This is a genomic window from Phormidesmis sp. 146-33, from assembly GCF_052939515.1.
Genome location: NZ_JBJPHU010000074.1, coordinates 17,564 through 34,444, shown reverse-complemented (window position 1 = coordinate 34,444; position 16,881 = coordinate 17,564). Strand labels below are relative to the sequence as shown.

The window sequence follows — 16,881 nt, the reverse complement described above, 5'->3', positions numbered from 1 at the left end:
GTATTGGTCAATACCCGTACTCACTTGATTCATCCCTTTGTTCAGCAACGCCGAAAAATTTTCTTGTTTTCACATCACGGGCGCTATCCTCGCGGCATAACGTGAAGCTCAACGGCTGTAGATTGACTCGAAACGGTAGACGAGAAATCTATCAACAGTCCGGCGACGGGTTGGGGAGCTAGTTCGCACTCCGCGAGAAACGCTTCGCGCCACATCACGAAAAACCCTGGCAACAACGCGATCGACGCACCCACTCACAACGAAGCAAACCAAACGCGAAACTCTCGAACCAACGAGTTGAACGAGAGAAACCTGCATCTTTGCGCTCACCGTGAGAGGCTGCCCAACGTTCCGATTGAGCAGCTGTAAATGATTTTTGTATCCTCACCCGGATCTAGAAACAGTCCGCTCCAATCGGGTTGTTATGCGTGGCTCGTCTCAACCGATCACTCCCCCACTTCGCCAGCCCAACTCTTGAAAGACGAAGAACTCGGCGATCGCGGACGTATTCAAATCCGATGCGACCCGTCACCTCCCAACCTCAACGGAGAATCTCTGCCAAAGTCCTCACCGATAAGTCCGCGCGATCGTGATCAATCACGTTGACTTTCGCGTTCACCAACTCGTTCTCAATACCGTTGATGTTCGGGTGAACGACAACCCTCAAAAACCGGGTTGAATGACCTTCGGGCTGGCGGCATAACGTTCCGCTTCACCCGCCGCGAACAACCTCTCGAACTCAACGAAAAGACTTGATACGGTCGGTGTGCAAGCGGATTGTTAGACATCTGACACCAACGGCAAACGGCGAATACGAATACGGCTCGGCTCAACTGTAATCGCTGATCCTTGCTCTAAATCCTCTCCACACTCAGAAATGACTGTCAGTAAAAGGGCTGTGAGTGCTTGGGCGCGTAACCTTTCAATCCGAATCCGAATGACTGAAGGGGTAGTTGCTACATCAAGCGCTAGCAGTGCATGAAAATCTGCATCAAGAGTAACAACGACACGCTCCTCGTCTCTAGCTCGCTGGATAATGTCTGCATCTTCAGTCTCAGACATCCCGATTTCACCCACATGAATCGTGTCGATGTCTGCATCCCGTAATAACGCTGCCGCAGAGAGTGGCAATCCCTGATCAAGCAACAGTTTCATAACGATTAGAAAGCTCAATGATGCGATCGTCCAAGTAAGAAGAGGCGAAAATTAGGGCTTGCCGGATATCTTCGTCCTCCAGTTCTGGAAACTCTTGATGTAATTCTGCTCGATCAGGATAAGTTGCCAGTAGCTCAATCACCCGACGAACCGTAAGGCGAAGGTTGCGGATGCAGGGTTGCCCATTCATCCGGTTTGGATTGCTCGTAATACGATCGAGTTTCATTAGAGTCATTTCAACGTTTCACTCTCATCTTAACCTTCATTAAGAATAAGAGATTCTTTCAATGCAAGCCCAACACGTCCATTCTCCATCATCGTATAATGCGTTACTCATGTCGCCTTTGAGTCCACAACTACAGCAATTCTCAGTTTGAAACACCCGTACTAAAAACTGGGTTTCCAGATGCAGATCGCTAACGAGAGAATGCGGTTTCAGGTACCTGAATTCTTAAAAAAAGCGAGTTCCTGTGAGAATTGTTCTCATACTGAGAATTGCTGCCACAACTAGAGCAAGTCAGCAAAATCGGTCGTGAAGCTTCTTTCTTCTGCTTAAGGTAAGAAGTGGGAGGATGACGAACTGTGGGAGGAACTACAAACTTGCCACAATTTGAACACCACTGACCGCCATTGTGTTCAATTGTTTGTGTAGTTTGGCACTTGGGACATAGGTTGGACATAATAGCTCACTTATCTCTGTATAGCCATATAGCAGAGTTACCATTTCTGCAAGATGTCTAACGACCAAGCTCACCGGACGCAGACCGCTTCTCGAACGCAACCAACAAACTTCATCGTTCCGGTGCAGCGACTTGTTAGGTGGCGAGTTTACGTTACCAACTCATCACCAGCGGCAATCCAGATCGAAAATCTACCTGCTGTCCCTGCACTTCTCCATCAAACCCAAGCTCTACACAGTAGTCTACTCCTACCCGTAACCTGATCTGATTGGTATTAACCACTGCTTGAAGTTCGGGTGACAAATGATTCGCAGCAGGACTGACCAACTCTACACGAGTAATTTCGCGTAAACCAATACCATGATCGAGAGGTTGTGACTTCTCAACAGGATATCGATCTGGACGTTGACCAAATGGAGTCTGGAACAGCCACGGCTCAGTCAACACATCACTATTCTTTCCCACCTCAATACTCATTGTTTTAGGCAAATAAGGTGGGTGATATGCCCAACTGGAAAATGCAACTGTGTCACCAGAACCTATGACCGGACGAAGGCAAATCCCAAATGGACAGGCACCATCGTTCCGATGCGTCCATCGCTCCCATAGCCGAGTGGGACGAATTAGCTCAGACTGCGCCTCTTCTGGATCGTGAACCCATAATAACTCCAACATTGCGTTATGAAAAAAGAAACGGCGATTGGTTGTGCCCTGTCCAAGATGCGTATTAGAGCTTCCCTCCACCAAACCGAATGATACTAGACGCTCAGCTTCGTAAGCGCCAATGTCAGTCCAGATAAAGAGATGATCTAATTCAAATGCCATAGCTTCAAAGCCATTTGAGAATGGGCTTACTCAACTCCTTAAGTTTAATGAATCCAACAGATAAGTTCTAAGCACCGACAACACCAATGATTCAAGCCACCTAACTTATGTTTAGACTGATCTGATCTATCTAACCTCCCTGATTTGGGTGATTAGGCTGAAAATTGTCTGGCTAACCCTCCCAAAGGACGATTAGGCTGAAAAACTTTCGGATAAGCTAATCGACTTTCAACTTGCACAAGCTAACTCTGCAACCCTTTTACAATGAAGAAGCGGGCTATCAATCTAAATGTCGATCAGCTTAACTCCTCAAATCTGTGGTTAGGGCAGACAAAGTTCTGCATAACACCCTGAATCGGGAATTTAGGCAGAACTACGCTTGCCCCAGAATACTATCTCTGGGATCGGAAAATAATCCTATTGCTTCAAGAAGTCTTTATATTCACTGCCCAGTAACTCGCTAAAGGATTGAATCCGTCAATGGTGCGACTCTCTGGGTGCCCTACTGCTGAAGTCGCTACCCAAAAACCTGCTCAACTCAGTTCGCGAGGTCTTGATATCGTTAGAGGCAGGAGCAGCACCTCTGCAAATGTTAAGTTTTTAGGATTCAAAAAAAGCGAAATCTCTTGTAGGATACATCGCAGTGATGGAGTTGTGCCCCGAAGAACTGATCGGCAAATCAGCCTTCGAGGTCTTCCATCCCAAGTTAAGACTACTAACTCAGGAGGCGTTCCTGATTGTACACCGTCAGCTTTGCTGTGGGGTTCTGAAAGGTTGGAATCAGACCCCAAGCGATTTGAGAAGCATCGCTCCCCAGTTCTCTTTGCACTAATCCAGGGAGAACAAATCAATATGGGAGTTAGGCTAATTTTTCCTGGCTCGGTAGCGTTCACGGTTGAGTTGCATCTCTCGACAGGTCGGCGTTATCGAGTCCAGATCACTTTGGATTTGCAAGAGCGGTTTTTGATCGTGGCTTCTGGAATTCTTCCTGACATTGAAGATTGCATTGACGAGTTTGTGTCTCAATTGAGCGAAATTGTCTCTAATCAACTCGCCTATCTCAAGTGGGATGGCTGTAGTGATTTGATGACTGAATATCAGTTGATTCGTGTTTTGCCTATTTATCGATTGCAGAGATCGTTCACCCGATTTGACATTGTGATGGATGATCCAGCGCTGATTCATGTGGAGGAGTTGAGCAACAAAATCACGATTCAACTTTAGAAAGTGGCGCGTTGTTAAAGGACGAAACCCGGCGTTGCTGATTGAAGGGGTGAATCTGTGAGGCGTGTCAATCTTTTCGCCTCCTAAATCCCCTATTCTGGGGGACTTTGAACCGTGGGTTTCCCTCCGTCATTGGGGGCAATTCATCTTGTGATTCAGCAATGCCCGAAACCCAGTTCTATTGAGAAATGCCTCACGCATGACTAACATTGCTTTTGTCGTGACTAACATTGCTTTTGTCGTGACCAACATTGCTTTTGTCATGACCAACATTGCTTTTGTCGTGGCAAACATTGCTTTTGTCATGACTAACATTGCTTTCGCGATCGCATTTTCTACGATCTACAGGCGTTCCTGAATGATGGTATGAACTGCCTTCCCTAGCCCCCCAAGTTTGAAGGGAACTGGAGTTCTCAAAGTCCCCCAGAATGGGGGATTTAGGGGGCGAGAGGATTCAGCTTCGACAGACCGATTCATAGTCTGATTCAGCAACGCCCATTTCCTATCATCTACAAGATCTCGATCGTCCCCCGTTGGCCGTCAATTCTAACCTGTTGACCGTCGTGGAAGATTTGGGTGGCGTTGTGAATGTCCATGACGGCGGGAATTCGGTATTCACGAGCGACGATCGCGCCATGTGAGAGCCGTCCGCCCACTTCTGAGATCAATCCGCCAGCCCTTGCCAGCAAAGGGGCCCAGCCCGAATCGGTGTAGGGGACAACCAGAATTGTATTGGCATCAATTTCAATTCCTGTTGAAAGCGACCCCTCGCGGGTATCTCGAAGAGATCGCAACACTTTAATTCGTCCTTCGACTTGTCCTGGACTTGCCCCAATGCCTTGTAGTTGCTGAGACGACGACCAGTTTTGTAATGTGGGAGTAGGCGGATCTTCGCCATAGACGATCGCCGGGATTTGGGTAAGTTGACTATCTTGAGCGAAGCGCGATCGACGTTGAGCAATTAGACCCGGCAGACGATTCAACATTTCTGCATTTGACTGAGCGACTTGCCGAACTTCGGCCCACTCCAAAAAGAAGATGTCTCCCACTTCGGTCAGCAAGTTTGACTTGATCCAAAGATCTTCTAGCGACACAAAACAACTTCGCAACTCTGCTAACAGCCGACTATAAACTTCGGTGACTTGCCCTTTGAGATCAAACCGTCGCTGGACACTCGACTTGCCTCGCTGTGGAGTAGATGGCGGCAACGGATCTCGACAAAATTGGGCAAACAGCGATCGAATGCTTTGCGGATCTTCTTTCCAAGTGGGCACTGCAATATCGGTTCCGACTTCGCTTAGATAGCCGTAGCGATCTAACACTTGCTCAAACTGATCTAGCACTTGTCGTCCTTCATTAGTTTTGGCTAGTTCGTTTAATACATTTTGACGATCGTTCAGGAGAGGTTGGGCAGCGATCGCAATTTTCTGAAATTCGCGCAGGGCTGACACTTCTGGCGTGTTGCCTTGATCAATTTGATCATCGGAAACTTTGAACATTCCTTTGCGAACGGCTGCACTCAGCGGAGCCAAAATACTGTAATAAGTGGCAATTTTTAACAAGTCTAAAATCAAATCAATTCGAGTCAGCAGTTCGACAACAGATAAGTGATTGGGTGGTCGCGTTTGAAGAAAGGGCGAAAAGTGGCGGCGATCGTCTCGTTCAAAATCTCGTTCTAGCCGCAGTTCTTGACGCACTAATTTCAGCAGTCCAGGCACATTTTTTAGCGTCGATGCCAATGGAGGTTTGCTAAATTTTGCGCCTCTGGTGAGAAACTCCAAACTTTCGGGGGGCAGTCCCATGCGGAGGAAAATTTGCCCCAGTAGTGAAGCATTGAAGTAAGCCTGAGAATAGTGCAGCGTGGCGGTTTCGGTGAAGTCCAGTCCGGTTGCTCGTTTGCCCAGAACGATCGTAAAAATCTGCCCCCACACGCCACAGGTCAACGGCCGATTGATCGACCAGGTAAGCGGCCGAATCACTCCCGGAATCACCTCAGCCGCAATTTTGCGCGTCCAGATCGGCACCAATGTTGTAATCGATCGCGCTTGCAGCAACCACAAAGTTTCCCCGTCAAACGTCCATTCAATATCCTGGGGCACTCCTTGAAACTGAGTTTCTAAACGTCTGGCTAACCATGCGACTTGCTGAATGAGTTGGGATGGAACGTCGCCTGATCCTTCCACTTCTAACGAGCGATCGTTTGGTAAAATCCAACTCTCTGGCACCTCCTGGACTCGAACGCGATAACTTTCTGGAGTCACCTGCCCCGAAACCACGCGAACCGCATCACCGGGAAGGGCTTCGATCGCCACTTCATCCCCTTGTCGAGTCACCGGATCACGACTAAACGCCACGCCCGAATACACGCCGCGAATCTGTTTCTGAATCAAGACGACCATCGAAGCGTCTGGAGTGCCACGATCGCGCCGATACTGCACAGCCGCCGCCTGATCATAAGAAGCCAAACACTGAGCGATCGCAGGCAACAAATCCTCACGGCGAGTGATATTCAGAATCGTCTCATACTGTCCCGCTGCCGACGCGACTTCGGAATCCTCACCAATTGCAGAGGATCGGACGACCAAAGGCTTCTCTTGTGACGGCTCAAGCAACTCGATCAACGGCTGCGGATCGTCTCCCGGAAACAACACCCACCCATCCGGCACCGGATAGCCCAACCGCTTGAGGTGAGAAAGCGTCGCCGCCTTAGAGCCAGCCTTTTCAGATTGCAGCGTTTGATTGAGAGAAACGATCGCTCGATCGCCGCGAAAGAATTGAAACATCGATTGAGAGTCCTTTTGTGCCGTTTCAGCTTTGAGATCCAGGTCATCGGGAATTTGGGTGTAAATCCAGCCCATCAGACCGCCCAGCGCGATCGTCATCACAATCAACGCCGATTCTTGAGGATGCAACAGGGCGGTGATCACGGGAAACAAAATCAGAATTGCCACCCGTCCCTGCCTTTTTTCTCGCAGAATGGTGAATCCGATACCGCCAATGATAAAGACCAGGAGAGCGGCGATCGGATCATGCGCCACATATCCCCATACGACATTCGTGGTTCCTGCACCTTTGCCAATCCAGAAGCGGCCGACGACTAAAGCAATTAGTGAGACAATTTCCCATTCAGCATCCCCTGGGAAGAACGTTCGCGCTAACAAAACGGCCGCAATTCCCTTAAACGCTTCTGACAAGACAGCCAGAATTCCTGCCACTCGCCCACCATGATAAAAAGCGGCTGAAACGCTGACATTTCCCGTTCCCAACGCTTTGAGTTTCTTTTGAGTGAGAACGTAAGTCACCCAACTAATGAGTGGCAACCCTCCCAACAGCGGACAGACAATCAATATCAGCAGAGAACCCCAAACTTGCATCATGATAGCGATCTCAAGATCTTTCTTCTTGAAGTCTACGATCGTGCATCCCCAAATGCTGCAACTTGAGAATTCTTTTGGTTTTCAACACGACTCATTCTGAGGAAACTTGCGACACTTCCCAGAGAGGGTAGAAAATCAGGATTCGTGCTGGCTCGCATTCTCAGCAAACACAAGGACAGTGAACCAATGGATCGATTGAATTTCAAAGTATTTCGGCAGTTTTGGACGATCGCGAAATCCTATTGGTCGAGTGATGAAAAATGGCAGGCGAGAGGATTGTTGCTGGGAGTCGTGCTGTTTTTGCTGGCTTATACAGGGTTAAGCGTCGTTCTCAACAACAAGCGGGGCGTTCTCATCTCAGCATTGTCAGCTAAAGATGAATCTAGATTTTGGGAAACGGTAATCATCTTTGTGGCTGTGCTGGTGATTTATGCGCCGCTGCTGGCAGGGTATCGGTATCTGCGCGATCGTCTCAGTTTGAATTGGCGACGTTGGCTCACCGATCGCTTTGTTACGAGCTACTTTAGCGATCGCGCCTATTATCTGTTAAACAGTTCAGAACTCAAAATTGACAACCCCGATCAGCGCATTGCCGAAGACGTTCGCAGCTTTACCCAAGAATCGTTGGCCTTTTTGCTGGTGCTGGTCGAGTCTGTGCTATCGGTGATTGCCTTTAGCGGCGTGCTGTGGGGCATTTCTAAACCGCTGGTGGTTTTTTTGGTGCTGTATGCCGTCGTAGGGACGCTGGTAACGACCGTTGTGTTTGGCAAACCGTTGGTGCGATTGAACTTTGAGCAACTTAAAAAAGAAGCCGACTTTCGATTTAGTCTGGTGCGAATTCGAGAAAATGCCGAAGCGATCGCCTTTTACCGGGGCGAAGACCGCGAATCTCAACAAGTCAAACAGCGCTTTTTAGAAGTCTTTGAAAACGTCAAGCGGCTGCTGATCTGGGAATTAAATCTAAACGTATTAACCAACGCCTACGAATTCATTCCCTTCATTTTGCCTGCTCTAGTCGTAGCTCCCGCAATCTTTTCGGGCGACATGGAAGTCGGCAAAGTCACCGAAGCTCAAGGCGCATTCATTCGCGTCTTTTTCTCTTTGAATGTCGTTGTGGCAAGGTTTCAAGCGCTGACGACTTTTGGAGCGGGCATCGATCGCCTCTACACATTCGCCGAATTCTTAGAGCAAAAAGCAGCCAAAACAGACAAACCAACCATTCAAACGGTGGAAGCCGATCGCTTAGAAATCGCTCATCTCACCCTACAAACCCCCAACTATCAGCGCACCTTGATCGAAGACTTATCGGTGACGGTGCCAACCGGACAAGGGCTTTTGGTGATGGGTGCCAGTGGTTGTGGAAAGAGTTCACTGTTGCGATCGCTGGCGGGATTGTGGGATTCAGGACAAGGAACGATCGTGCGTCCGAGTGCCGATCACATTCTCTTTTTGCCGCAGCGTCCTTATATGGTGTTGGGCAGCTTGCGCGATCAGCTTCTCTATCCCAATCTGACGCTAGAAGTCGAGGAACCGCAGCTAAAACAGGTCTTACAGTTGGTGAATTTGGCGGATTTGGACGATCGTTTTGGGGGCTTTGAGGCAGAGCGAGATTGGTCAGATGTGCTGTCACTCGGCGAACAACAGCGCCTCACCTTTGCCCGTCTGCTCCTCCAAAAACCGGACTACGCCATTCTAGACGAAGCGACTAGCGCACTAGATCCGGGCAACGAAGAAAAGCTTTATCAACATCTGCAAGCGATCGGTCTAACTTTTCTGAGCGTGGGGCATCGGGAAACCTTAATTAACTATCACCCACTCGTTCTCAAACTGTCTCAGGAAAAGACTTGGGAATTGGTGGAGAAGGTGTGAGGTTTTGGGTTTTAGGTTTGGGTTTTTGGGTTTGGAATTTCAGGTTTTGGGTTTGGAATTTCAGGTTTTGGGTCTGGGATTCCAGGTTTTGGGTCTGGGATTCCAGGTTTTGGGTTTGGGATTTCAGGTTTTGGGCTTGGGATTTCAGGTTTTGGGTTTGGGATTTCAGGTTTTGAGCTTGGGATTTCAGGTTTTGGGCTTGGAATTTTAGGTTTTGGGTTTAACGTGAATTCGATGAAATCTTTCGCTGCGGTTGTTAATCCAGGCAGCCCCCTAAATCCCCCACGAGTGAGGGACTTTGAACCCAAGATCTTGTCTGAAAGTCCCCCAATTTTGGGGGGTTGGGGGGCAGAAGCGCTGAAGAACGAAGCAAAAAAACTTCATCGAATTCACGTTGGGTTTAGATTTTGGGTGAAAGGTGAGTGGGTTGAGGACGAGTCAAAACTTAACCTGAGAGGGATTCCACCTTTCTTTTGGAAAACGGTATGATTAGATACAGAAGGAAAAACGTTCATCCCCCTTCACAACAAAGTACGGGGACGGAAGTAAGGATCATTCCTGAAGGAACGCGCTTCTCTTCCCCCTCACAACAAGCTACTTCTTGGAGAAGCGATGAAACTCATTTACCGTGGCAATTCCTACGAATACAACGCCGATCGCACCCAATCTGCCCAATCCTTTCGGGCACCTTACACCGTGATGTATCGTGGCGTGACAATGCAGATTGATCCCCAAGCACAAATGCCTGCTCGATCGGAGTCCTACGACCTGAGCTATCGGGGCACTCGTTATCGGCTCGATCGTGACAACCGGGGGCGAGTGAACCTGACCACTCTACCTGCAAACCGAAAACCAACGCAGATTTTTTCACCTCAGCGTGAAGCGGGCAGACTGCATCACACCAATCTGTTAAACAATCTGCAACGTCGATTGCAAGCTGCTCAAGCACAAGGCGATCAAACACTCATTGATCTACTAGAAGCAGAGCGTCGGCAAATCACTTCACTCTAAAGCTGATTCGAGCCAGTTCTATCAGACACAACTTTTAGCCTGGCGGTTCAAATCACAGCAACTAGAACAAAATCTGCCATCGCCGACTAATAAAACTTTGGATGAGTTTAGTCAGCGAAGGTAGATTTCGTTGTTTTCAGGCTTTGTTGCATGATTGGAAAAACGGTCAGGGTCGCCTTGAGTTGTGCGAGTATCAAGCTTCAACTTTGTAGCTGTCGGGTTTAGCGATTTGAATCATGCGGTTGAGCGCCGCGGATTTGATGAACCATCAGAGTAAACGCATTTAGTTTCCAGAGAATATTTGAAACTCCGAGTTCTCGTTGAAGGCGTAGATTTTGACCAGATGCTTATTCTCAATAAGAATAGGCTCTTGACAACAGACTAAGCAAAATTGCTTTCAGCGATAGTAGAATATCAGGCAGCGATAGTAGAATATCAGGACTTTCAGCCTTTGGTTATTCTATCTAGACTAGATGCGTTTGCCCTGATGAAAGGACTATTTTAGTTGACGTGAATTTGATGCAGGATATGATGCCACGACTGTTCCAGCGCGTAAGGGCAGAGGGCGCAGGACTACACTTGCAGTCACAAGTCTATATCACTAGCAGAATTAGCTCATACTGGAAAGAGAGCGTCGAAATTTCTGCAAATTTATGACTCAGTTTCACACCATCCGCGTTTATAACCGCCAAAAAGATACGTACCACACGCTGACTGTGCCGGACGATCGCTACATTCTTCATAGCGCCGAACATCAAGGCGTAGAGCTACCTTTCTCCTGTCGAAACGGAGCCTGTACCACTTGTGCGGTGCGCGTTCTATCTGGGGAACTCTATCAGCCAGAAGCGATCGGGCTTTCGGTCGATCTGCAAAAAAAAGGCTATGCCCTGCTGTGTGTTAGCTATGCACGATCGGATCTCGAAGTCGAAACCCAGGACGAAGACGAAGTGTATGAGCTTCAGTTTGGTCGCTACTTTGGTAAAGGCAGGGTCAGAGTCGGACTGCCACTAGATGAAGAGTAAATCACAATGACAGTCCGCTTCCGTCAAATTTCTCAAAAATTAGGGTTGCTCTTGCTGTGCTTTTTGCTGGGTTGCCAGAGGGCAGAGATGCCCCAGGGTGCGATCGTTCCCGTTGAGTACGTCACTCCGCAGCAAGAACTCGAAGTTGGCGGAATTGCCGGACAGCCAGCCATTACAGAACGAGTAAGACTGGCGGGAATTGTCATTCCAGCTCAAAACCGCAAACCCTGGGGAGAAGCAGCCCAAACTCAACTGGCGCAGTTGATCCATCAGTCTGTACGGTTAGACTCAGAAGAATCTGCCAGGGACGATCGCGGGCAACGATCGGTCTACGTCTGGTCAAAGGACACGCTGATCAACGAAAAGCTAGTCGCTGAAGGCTATGCTCTGGCAGCTTCCCCCGTCTCAAAGTCACGCTATCAACGTCGCCTCAGTCGCGCCCAAGACCGTGCCAGAATTCTGGGATTGGGGATCTGGAATCCTCAAAATCCAATGAGAAACGAGTGAGAACCAAGCCGTGAAGAGGGGATTTGAGACGCTGAACTTAAGACAGAGCAGAGCTAGTTTGAGATAAGTGAGATCTTGCACCATTCTCAACAAGGCTTGCCAAACGCATCAAAATCTGAAAGCAAGGGCGTAGAAATAAAAATGAGACAGTTATGGAAACCATCGTTAAACACGCCCAATCGCTAGTGTATGGTCTCCTTTGCTGGATGCCTAGTGCCTATCAAAAAGCAAGCCTGAATGCCTTGTTTGGATTATTTCTCGAAGCGCTGGGTCATCCCCTACCTCAGTCTACCCAAGTGAAATCTGCGAGTTCGTTGAGTCGCTTTTTGAACCATTACGCAGGGTCTACGCGCAGTGTGATTCGAGCCACTCAACAAGCCATTTTTGCACAACTGGCACAGCATCGCCCTCGCCGAGATGCGCCGTTGCGAGTGCTGATTGACCTGACGACCTTGGAGAAATGCGGTAAGTTTTTACACAAGATAGCAGAAGTCTCAAACAGCTTTATCGTCACAGCAAACGGGGACAACAGGTCTCTGTTGAAGGCATTTCCTTTGCGCTGACCGTTTCTTGGTTCTGGCTCAAACAAGCCAATGGCAAACGAGAACTCAGATTCATCGTGTCCCACTACTCTGGCGTTTGTCTCGTGCGCTTGAGGCACCAAGTTGGGCAATTGAAAGCTTCTTCAAACCCACCAAACATCGGTTTGGACTCCATTGCTTTGGACAATCCACCAAACGTGGGGTCTATCGCTGGCTGGTGCTGTCTCTGATTGCTGATCTCCTCCCCCATTGGATGGTTCAAGCGGCTTCACTGCCACAACTCGATTGGAAGATAGCTTGTGATCTTGCGTTGTCGGGTCTGTTTGCTTCAGTCTTGTGGTTTCGATTGCTGCGCCAGCTTCAATACTCAGTTGTTCTCGCTGCACAGTATGGATTTGAGATCATACTAAAAGCATTGCCAAATCTAGCTTATCGACAATGGTGCAAGATTTAAGTACCTCCTTCTGCTGGCAATCGGACTTCAACCGCAAATGCTCCAACACGCCGTAGACCAAGACGATGCCGCACTCGCAAGCGATAGAAACAATCAGCCGGGCGAATCTTCGTCCAATTCAAAGGAGAAGGATTGTGTACGTTTTCACGAAAAATGGCGCGGCTTTCAAATTCGTGGCGCGATACCGCGAAGCGCAAAGCCCTTTCAAGGCAAAGGTTTTATCATTTTTGCTACCTTAAAACTCGTTAAGACTTACTAGATTTCACTATCAAATTCGTGGCGCGAAACTTTTATTTCATGGCGGTAAATTCCTTGGCTACTGCAATTTAAGTCCCAAAGGGTTTTCAAGTTCATGGCGCGGATTTTTGATCGCTCAAACTTTTGCTGCATCAGGCTTTCAGGCTTAACAAGACGGAAAATCTTAGCTGACGACGGTAAGCCATTTTCAAGCAGAAATTTATGCTCTTAAGTGTCTTCAAGTTCATGGCGCGAATCTTATTTCTCCGAAACCTAATCACATAGAGGCTTTCAGCTTAGATAACTTCCATGCCGAGAGATACATTACAACTAGGGAGGCGATCGCCTCCTCAACGATCCCTCTTAAAAGGATTAGTAACCCAGTACAATCGGACGTTGCTTGGGTATCTGCCTCTACACACCTATGCGGATCAACGAGTCGTGTTCGTTGCATACCGCTGGAGTGAGCGGATGGGCGGGTGCGCGGTGCGAAGCAGTTCCTTCCTCGGAGTAATCGCCTGTCTTAGGTTGAATACGATCTCACCTCGTCCGACACCATCTGTCGCTCCACAAGCTACCAATGGACTTCCCAAATTAGGGCTTGATGGGTTTGTTCGCTGGAAATCTCCCGCAATCGTTCCTTCAGTTCGGATTCCAGCCAGTACTGCGGTACCACCAAGAACCTGGCGCTGGATCACGCCCTTTCCTACTCGAATGGTGGAACCTGCACATGAGGTTAATGTGGTGACTGCGTGCGAGAAGTGCAATTCCAGCAAGGGCGCGCAGCGAAGCTGATCCCTTCAGGTGCGCCTCCTCCAAACCGGAATGGTGCTGAAGCCTCAATCTAAAGCAACAATTATCCAGCAATCGCCTTTGCCGAGCAGTTTTGGCAAGAACTGCAACCTGTTGGTACCCGATCTCACCCGAAAAGGAGGCAAGACCAATGTTGAAGCTGAACTACACCTACATTGGGCTGTACGTGAAGTGGATCATGACCAACTTCAAACTGTTGGTTGCCCAGAAAATTCTTCTAGCGCGATGCGATTAGGGCGAACACTGTTGAACCCGGTTATGCATCCCTTTTGCTGCCCGTGGGTACTCCCCAACTGGAAGGGCTAGAAATAGCAATAAATTGAGATTCATAGAACAACAATCTGCCTCGATAGCAGTTGTGGAGTTGACTTCGGGGAAATTTGTATCAGTGTTGTCAAATTGGTGGCGCGATTTTTTTTAATCTGGTAGAATACTGATAATTTTTCAAGGAATGCTATTAAGCTGAGCCGTGTTGTATAGCTATGAGCGATACTCCCCTTACTGACCCCTCTGAATACCCCCATGATGCTGAACTACTAGATGGAAGTAGCTTTAGCACAGATATTGACGAGTTTGTGAGGCATCTCGTAGCTCAGGGTATTGGTGGAGCTAATAAGAATGATTTGAAACCCTGGATTATTCGGTGGGTAGTTGTTTCTCCTGATCGCTCTACTTATGAAGACAGAAAATGGGAAGCAATCCGGTACTTAGGAACTTGTGAACGAACCTTCCAACGGTGGGTTAAGAATCTCTCCGAGGGCAAAGGGTTTCCGAAGAAACATTCTAAGGGTCAGCACAGACCCACCGAACACTGGAAGTCTACCGTTATTAAAATCTGGGAGGAAGGAAATAAAGATGGTCAGACCAAAACTATTCAGTCTGTGTTAGATGACCTGAATGGCGAAGCATTTCACAATCAAGAAGGAAAAGAAATTGTTTCATACTCAACTGTATACCGCATTTTGCAGCCCTTAATTCAGCAAAAAGAGATTGCCGGAGGAGCACGCAGTTTAGGTCAGGGCGATCGCCGTATCGTCAGTACACACGTTGGCAAGGCACATCAGGCAAAATGGAGCTTAGAAAAAGCTGTGTCAGTGTTATCAAATTGGTGGCGCGAAAGATTTTAATCTGGTAGAGTATAGATATTCCCTTACGGAACTCTGTTGGGCTGAACTGTGTTTTGTAGCCATGAGCGATAATCCTTTACCCGAACCCGCTGAATGCCCCGATGATGCTGTGCTATTGGATGAAAGTAGCTTTAGCTCAGACATTGACGAGTTTGTGAGACATCTTGTAGCTCAGGGTACCTGTGAAGCTAGTAAAGATGATTTGCAACCTTGGATTATCCAGTGGGTTGCTGATTCGCCCGATCGCTCTACTTATAGAAACAGGAAGTGGGAAGCCATTCGGTACTTAGGAACTCCTGAACGGACTTTTCAGCGGTGGGTGAAGAATTTCTGTGAGGGAAAAGAACTTCCAAAGAAACAGTCCAGAGGTAAGAACCAACTGACTGAGTACTGGAAACCAGAAATTATTAGAATTTGGGAAGAAGGAAATAAGGACGGTCAGATTAAAACTATTCAGGCTGTGTTGGATGACCTGGATGGCAAAGCATTTCACAACCAAGAAGGGAAAGAGGTTGTTTCGTATTCAACCGTGTACCGCATCTTGAAACCCTTAATCGCGCAAAAAGAACTTGCTGAAGGAGCACGCAGTTCAGGTCAGGGCGATCGCTGTATCGTCAATACACGTGACGGTAAGGCACTTCAGGCAAGGTGGAGCAACGAGATTATTCAGATTGACTCCACACTAATTGATTTATTTAGTGAATATGAAGACGACAAAGAGGTTTTAGGCTATCGAATCATTAAGGGAAAGGAGCAGGAAGTACCACCTCTGCCAGGGGTTCTTCGCCTTTGGTTAACCCTTGCAAAAGACGTAAAGTCTACTTGTGTTCTTGGCTTTCTGTTAAATGCAAAGCATCCAACCTCGGATGATATTGCCTTGCTGATTCTTCGCGTTATTCGCCCTAAAAACTACCCACCTGACTATGAGTTGCAGAATGTAGCGATTCCTTACGGGCGATTCAAGCATCTGCATACTGATGGCGGAAAGTACCTTAACTGCGATTATCTGCATCAAATTGGGAAGGAAGTAGGTTTTACCTGCCATCTCAGGATGAAAACTGAAGATGGAGGAGATATTGAGGCTATGTTTAACATTCTCAGGTATTTGCTCTGCGAATGCCCTGGATATACAAACTCGAATACGCAGAAGAGACCCAAAGGTGCGGAAGAAAGGGCATGTTTAAAGCCGAAAGATGCCGATAAAATTCTAGCCTGGTTCTTCTACGAAATTCACAACTATAGAATTTGCCGTAAGCACAGAACAATGACTCGATATGAGCGATGGATTGACAAGCTACCTAACACACAGCCTCCCATCGAAGTTCCTGAAGAAAAGTTAACTAGCTGCATGACAAGAGCAATCCGTCGTAAAGTTCAGAAACAAGGGATTGTCTCATTTGAAACCCGCCTGTACCAGGGAGAATCTTTAAAGGAGCACGTAGGGCAAGATGTTTTACTAAGGCTGGATCCCGACCACATTCTACATATGTCTGCTTTCAGCTTAGAGGATGATAAGCAGGGGCAGTCTCTGGGCAAGGTAGAAATGTTGAATATAGAGGAATTAAACGAGTACATTGAAGAGCTAAACTTGGAAATTCCTGAGGTTAGTCTAGAAAAGAATAACCTTTCTCTGGATGAGCTACTTGAAATCAACGATGCAATTAACGTGAAGTCTAACCAAGCTGAAGCATCCGGTAAGCCTATCAGACTTGGAAGTAGAAGAAAAATTAAAAAGCGTGTACAGAAAAGAACTGAACAGAAAAGTGACGAACGTCGTAGACGCAGGCGCAATCAAAATAACGAATTACGCAATGATGCTAAGCAGTCAACGAAATCTGCTGATGAGTCAACCCAACCCAGCGATAATTCCCAAAATACGAACAAGCCTAACCTAGATAAAGTAGTAGATTTTCAGCAACAAAGGCGCAAGCGGAGCATTGAAGCTTTTGATGAGTTATTGAAGTCAGATAGCTCCGAACAGCAAATAAAGGTAACCATACCTAGATGGAATGATCGATCCCACTGACTTGTAACTATG

At 47.7% G+C, this 16,881-nt stretch carries 17 protein-coding genes and 1 riboswitch; of the genes, 11 read left to right on the top strand and 6 right to left on the bottom strand.

Annotated elements, in window-relative coordinates:
* Positions 1-780 precede the first annotated feature (780 nt).
* The 4 genes from ACJ2PR_RS24090 to ACJ2PR_RS24075 form a co-directional block, all read right to left on the bottom strand.
* A complete protein-coding gene (locus tag ACJ2PR_RS24090) occupies positions 781-1,155 on the bottom strand; it encodes a DUF5615 family PIN-like protein (RefSeq protein WP_446878854.1) in 375 nt (124 codons plus the stop codon).
* Complete coding sequence (locus ACJ2PR_RS24085) at positions 1,139-1,390, bottom strand: DUF433 domain-containing protein (protein WP_446859340.1); 252 nt, start codon at positions 1,388-1,390, stop codon at positions 1,139-1,141. Before ACJ2PR_RS24085 ends, ACJ2PR_RS24090 begins: the two co-directional genes overlap by 17 nt.
* A 357-nt stretch (positions 1,391-1,747) precedes the next feature.
* On the bottom strand, positions 1,748-1,879 hold the full coding sequence (locus tag ACJ2PR_RS24080) for a hypothetical protein (RefSeq protein WP_446878853.1): 132 nt from the start codon (positions 1,877-1,879) through the stop codon (positions 1,748-1,750).
* Between the two features lie 109 nt (positions 1,880-1,988).
* Positions 1,989-2,660, bottom strand: coding sequence for a hypothetical protein (locus tag ACJ2PR_RS24075; RefSeq protein WP_446878852.1), 672 nt, complete (start codon positions 2,658-2,660; stop codon positions 1,989-1,991).
* A gap of 852 nt (positions 2,661-3,512) precedes the next feature.
* On the opposite strand from ACJ2PR_RS24075, the gene ACJ2PR_RS24070 reads away from it, so the two are divergent.
* Positions 3,513-3,884 (top strand): hypothetical protein, encoded by a 372-nt coding sequence (locus ACJ2PR_RS24070; RefSeq protein WP_446878851.1) that lies wholly within the window; start codon positions 3,513-3,515, stop codon positions 3,882-3,884.
* Between the two features lie 199 nt (positions 3,885-4,083).
* The gene (locus tag ACJ2PR_RS24065) at positions 4,084-4,242 is read left to right on the top strand and encodes a hypothetical protein (protein WP_446878850.1); all 159 of its coding nucleotides are present in this window, start codon (positions 4,084-4,086) and stop codon (positions 4,240-4,242) included.
* Positions 4,243-4,393: 151 nt separating this feature from the next.
* On the opposite strand, the gene ACJ2PR_RS24060 is transcribed toward ACJ2PR_RS24065, so the two are convergent.
* Positions 4,394-7,261: a glycerol-3-phosphate acyltransferase gene (locus ACJ2PR_RS24060; protein ID WP_446878849.1), complete on the bottom strand. Its 2,868-nt coding sequence runs from the start codon at positions 7,259-7,261 to the stop codon at positions 4,394-4,396.
* Between the two features lie 186 nt (positions 7,262-7,447).
* Here ACJ2PR_RS24060 and ACJ2PR_RS24055 point away from each other — a divergent pair, with 186 nt between their 5' ends.
* Positions 7,448-9,130: an ABC transporter ATP-binding protein/permease gene (locus tag ACJ2PR_RS24055; RefSeq protein ID WP_446878848.1), complete on the top strand. Its 1,683-nt coding sequence runs from the start codon at positions 7,448-7,450 to the stop codon at positions 9,128-9,130.
* Between the two features lie 11 nt (positions 9,131-9,141).
* Here ACJ2PR_RS24055 and ACJ2PR_RS24050 read toward each other — a convergent pair whose 3' ends face one another.
* Positions 9,142-9,438 carry a hypothetical protein gene (locus tag ACJ2PR_RS24050; RefSeq protein ID WP_446878847.1) on the bottom strand — a complete coding sequence of 99 codons (297 nt, stop codon included), beginning with the start codon at positions 9,436-9,438 and terminating at the stop codon, positions 9,142-9,144.
* A gap of 198 nt (positions 9,439-9,636) precedes the next feature.
* A riboswitch (Glutamine riboswitch) is annotated at positions 9,637-9,703 on the top strand.
* Positions 9,704-9,742: 39 nt separating this feature from the next.
* Here ACJ2PR_RS24050 and ACJ2PR_RS24045 point away from each other — a divergent pair.
* The 8 genes from ACJ2PR_RS24045 to ACJ2PR_RS24010 all read left to right on the top strand — a co-directional run bounded on the left by ACJ2PR_RS24045 (position 9,743) and on the right by ACJ2PR_RS24010 (position 16,869).
* Positions 9,743-10,141, top strand: a complete 399-nt coding sequence (locus ACJ2PR_RS24045) for a DUF4278 domain-containing protein (RefSeq protein WP_446878846.1) — start codon at positions 9,743-9,745, stop codon at positions 10,139-10,141.
* Between the two features lie 653 nt (positions 10,142-10,794).
* A complete protein-coding gene (locus ACJ2PR_RS24040; RefSeq protein ID WP_446859332.1) occupies positions 10,795-11,163 on the top strand; it encodes a 2Fe-2S iron-sulfur cluster-binding protein in 369 nt (122 codons plus the stop codon).
* A gap of 6 nt (positions 11,164-11,169) precedes the next feature.
* Positions 11,170-11,670, top strand: coding sequence for a thermonuclease family protein (locus ACJ2PR_RS24035; RefSeq protein WP_446859331.1), 501 nt, complete (start codon positions 11,170-11,172; stop codon positions 11,668-11,670).
* Between the two features lie 152 nt (positions 11,671-11,822).
* A complete protein-coding gene (locus ACJ2PR_RS24030) occupies positions 11,823-12,233 on the top strand; it encodes a hypothetical protein (RefSeq protein ID WP_446878845.1) in 411 nt (136 codons plus the stop codon).
* Positions 12,234-12,240: 7 nt separating this feature from the next.
* Positions 12,241-12,666 carry a hypothetical protein gene (locus ACJ2PR_RS24025; protein ID WP_446878844.1) on the top strand — a complete coding sequence of 142 codons (426 nt, stop codon included), beginning with the start codon at positions 12,241-12,243 and terminating at the stop codon, positions 12,664-12,666.
* A gap of 546 nt (positions 12,667-13,212) precedes the next feature.
* Entirely contained in the window at positions 13,213-13,698 is a 486-nt protein-coding gene (locus tag ACJ2PR_RS24020; RefSeq protein WP_446878843.1) for a hypothetical protein, read from the top strand.
* Between the two features lie 500 nt (positions 13,699-14,198).
* Positions 14,199-14,843: a hypothetical protein gene (locus ACJ2PR_RS24015; protein WP_446878842.1), complete on the top strand. Its 645-nt coding sequence runs from the start codon at positions 14,199-14,201 to the stop codon at positions 14,841-14,843.
* Positions 14,844-14,904: 61 nt separating this feature from the next.
* A complete protein-coding gene (locus ACJ2PR_RS24010) occupies positions 14,905-16,869 on the top strand; it encodes a Mu transposase C-terminal domain-containing protein (RefSeq protein ID WP_446878841.1) in 1,965 nt (654 codons plus the stop codon).
* Positions 16,870-16,881: the final 12 nt, after the last annotated feature.

Excerpts from the sequence above, each read along its gene's own strand:
- ACJ2PR_RS24080 (WP_446878853.1), bottom strand. The coding sequence starts at position 1,879 with ATGGTAACTCTGCTATATGGCTATACAGAGATAAGTGAGCTATTATGT.
- ACJ2PR_RS24035 (WP_446859331.1), top strand. The coding sequence starts at position 11,170 with ATGACAGTCCGCTTCCGTCAAATTTCTCAAAAATTAGGGTTGCTCTTG.
- ACJ2PR_RS24075 (WP_446878852.1), bottom strand. The coding sequence starts at position 2,660 with ATGGCATTTGAATTAGATCATCTCTTTATCTGGACTGACATTGGCGCT.
- ACJ2PR_RS24015 (WP_446878842.1), top strand. The coding sequence starts at position 14,199 with ATGAGCGATACTCCCCTTACTGACCCCTCTGAATACCCCCATGATGCT.
- ACJ2PR_RS24030 (WP_446878845.1), top strand. The coding sequence starts at position 11,823 with ATGGAAACCATCGTTAAACACGCCCAATCGCTAGTGTATGGTCTCCTT.
- ACJ2PR_RS24055 (WP_446878848.1), top strand. The coding sequence starts at position 7,448 with ATGGATCGATTGAATTTCAAAGTATTTCGGCAGTTTTGGACGATCGCG.
- ACJ2PR_RS24085 (WP_446859340.1), bottom strand. The coding sequence starts at position 1,390 with ATGACTCTAATGAAACTCGATCGTATTACGAGCAATCCAAACCGGATG.
- ACJ2PR_RS24065 (WP_446878850.1), top strand. The coding sequence starts at position 4,084 with ATGACTAACATTGCTTTTGTCGTGACTAACATTGCTTTTGTCGTGACC.
- ACJ2PR_RS24045 (WP_446878846.1), top strand. The coding sequence starts at position 9,743 with ATGAAACTCATTTACCGTGGCAATTCCTACGAATACAACGCCGATCGC.
- ACJ2PR_RS24090 (WP_446878854.1), bottom strand. The coding sequence starts at position 1,155 with ATGAAACTGTTGCTTGATCAGGGATTGCCACTCTCTGCGGCAGCGTTA.
- ACJ2PR_RS24060 (WP_446878849.1), bottom strand. The coding sequence starts at position 7,261 with ATGATGCAAGTTTGGGGTTCTCTGCTGATATTGATTGTCTGTCCGCTG.
- ACJ2PR_RS24010 (WP_446878841.1), top strand. The coding sequence starts at position 14,905 with ATGAGCGATAATCCTTTACCCGAACCCGCTGAATGCCCCGATGATGCT.
- ACJ2PR_RS24040 (WP_446859332.1), top strand. The coding sequence starts at position 10,795 with ATGACTCAGTTTCACACCATCCGCGTTTATAACCGCCAAAAAGATACG.
- ACJ2PR_RS24070 (WP_446878851.1), top strand. The coding sequence starts at position 3,513 with ATGGGAGTTAGGCTAATTTTTCCTGGCTCGGTAGCGTTCACGGTTGAG.
- ACJ2PR_RS24020 (WP_446878843.1), top strand. The coding sequence starts at position 13,213 with ATGCCGAGAGATACATTACAACTAGGGAGGCGATCGCCTCCTCAACGA.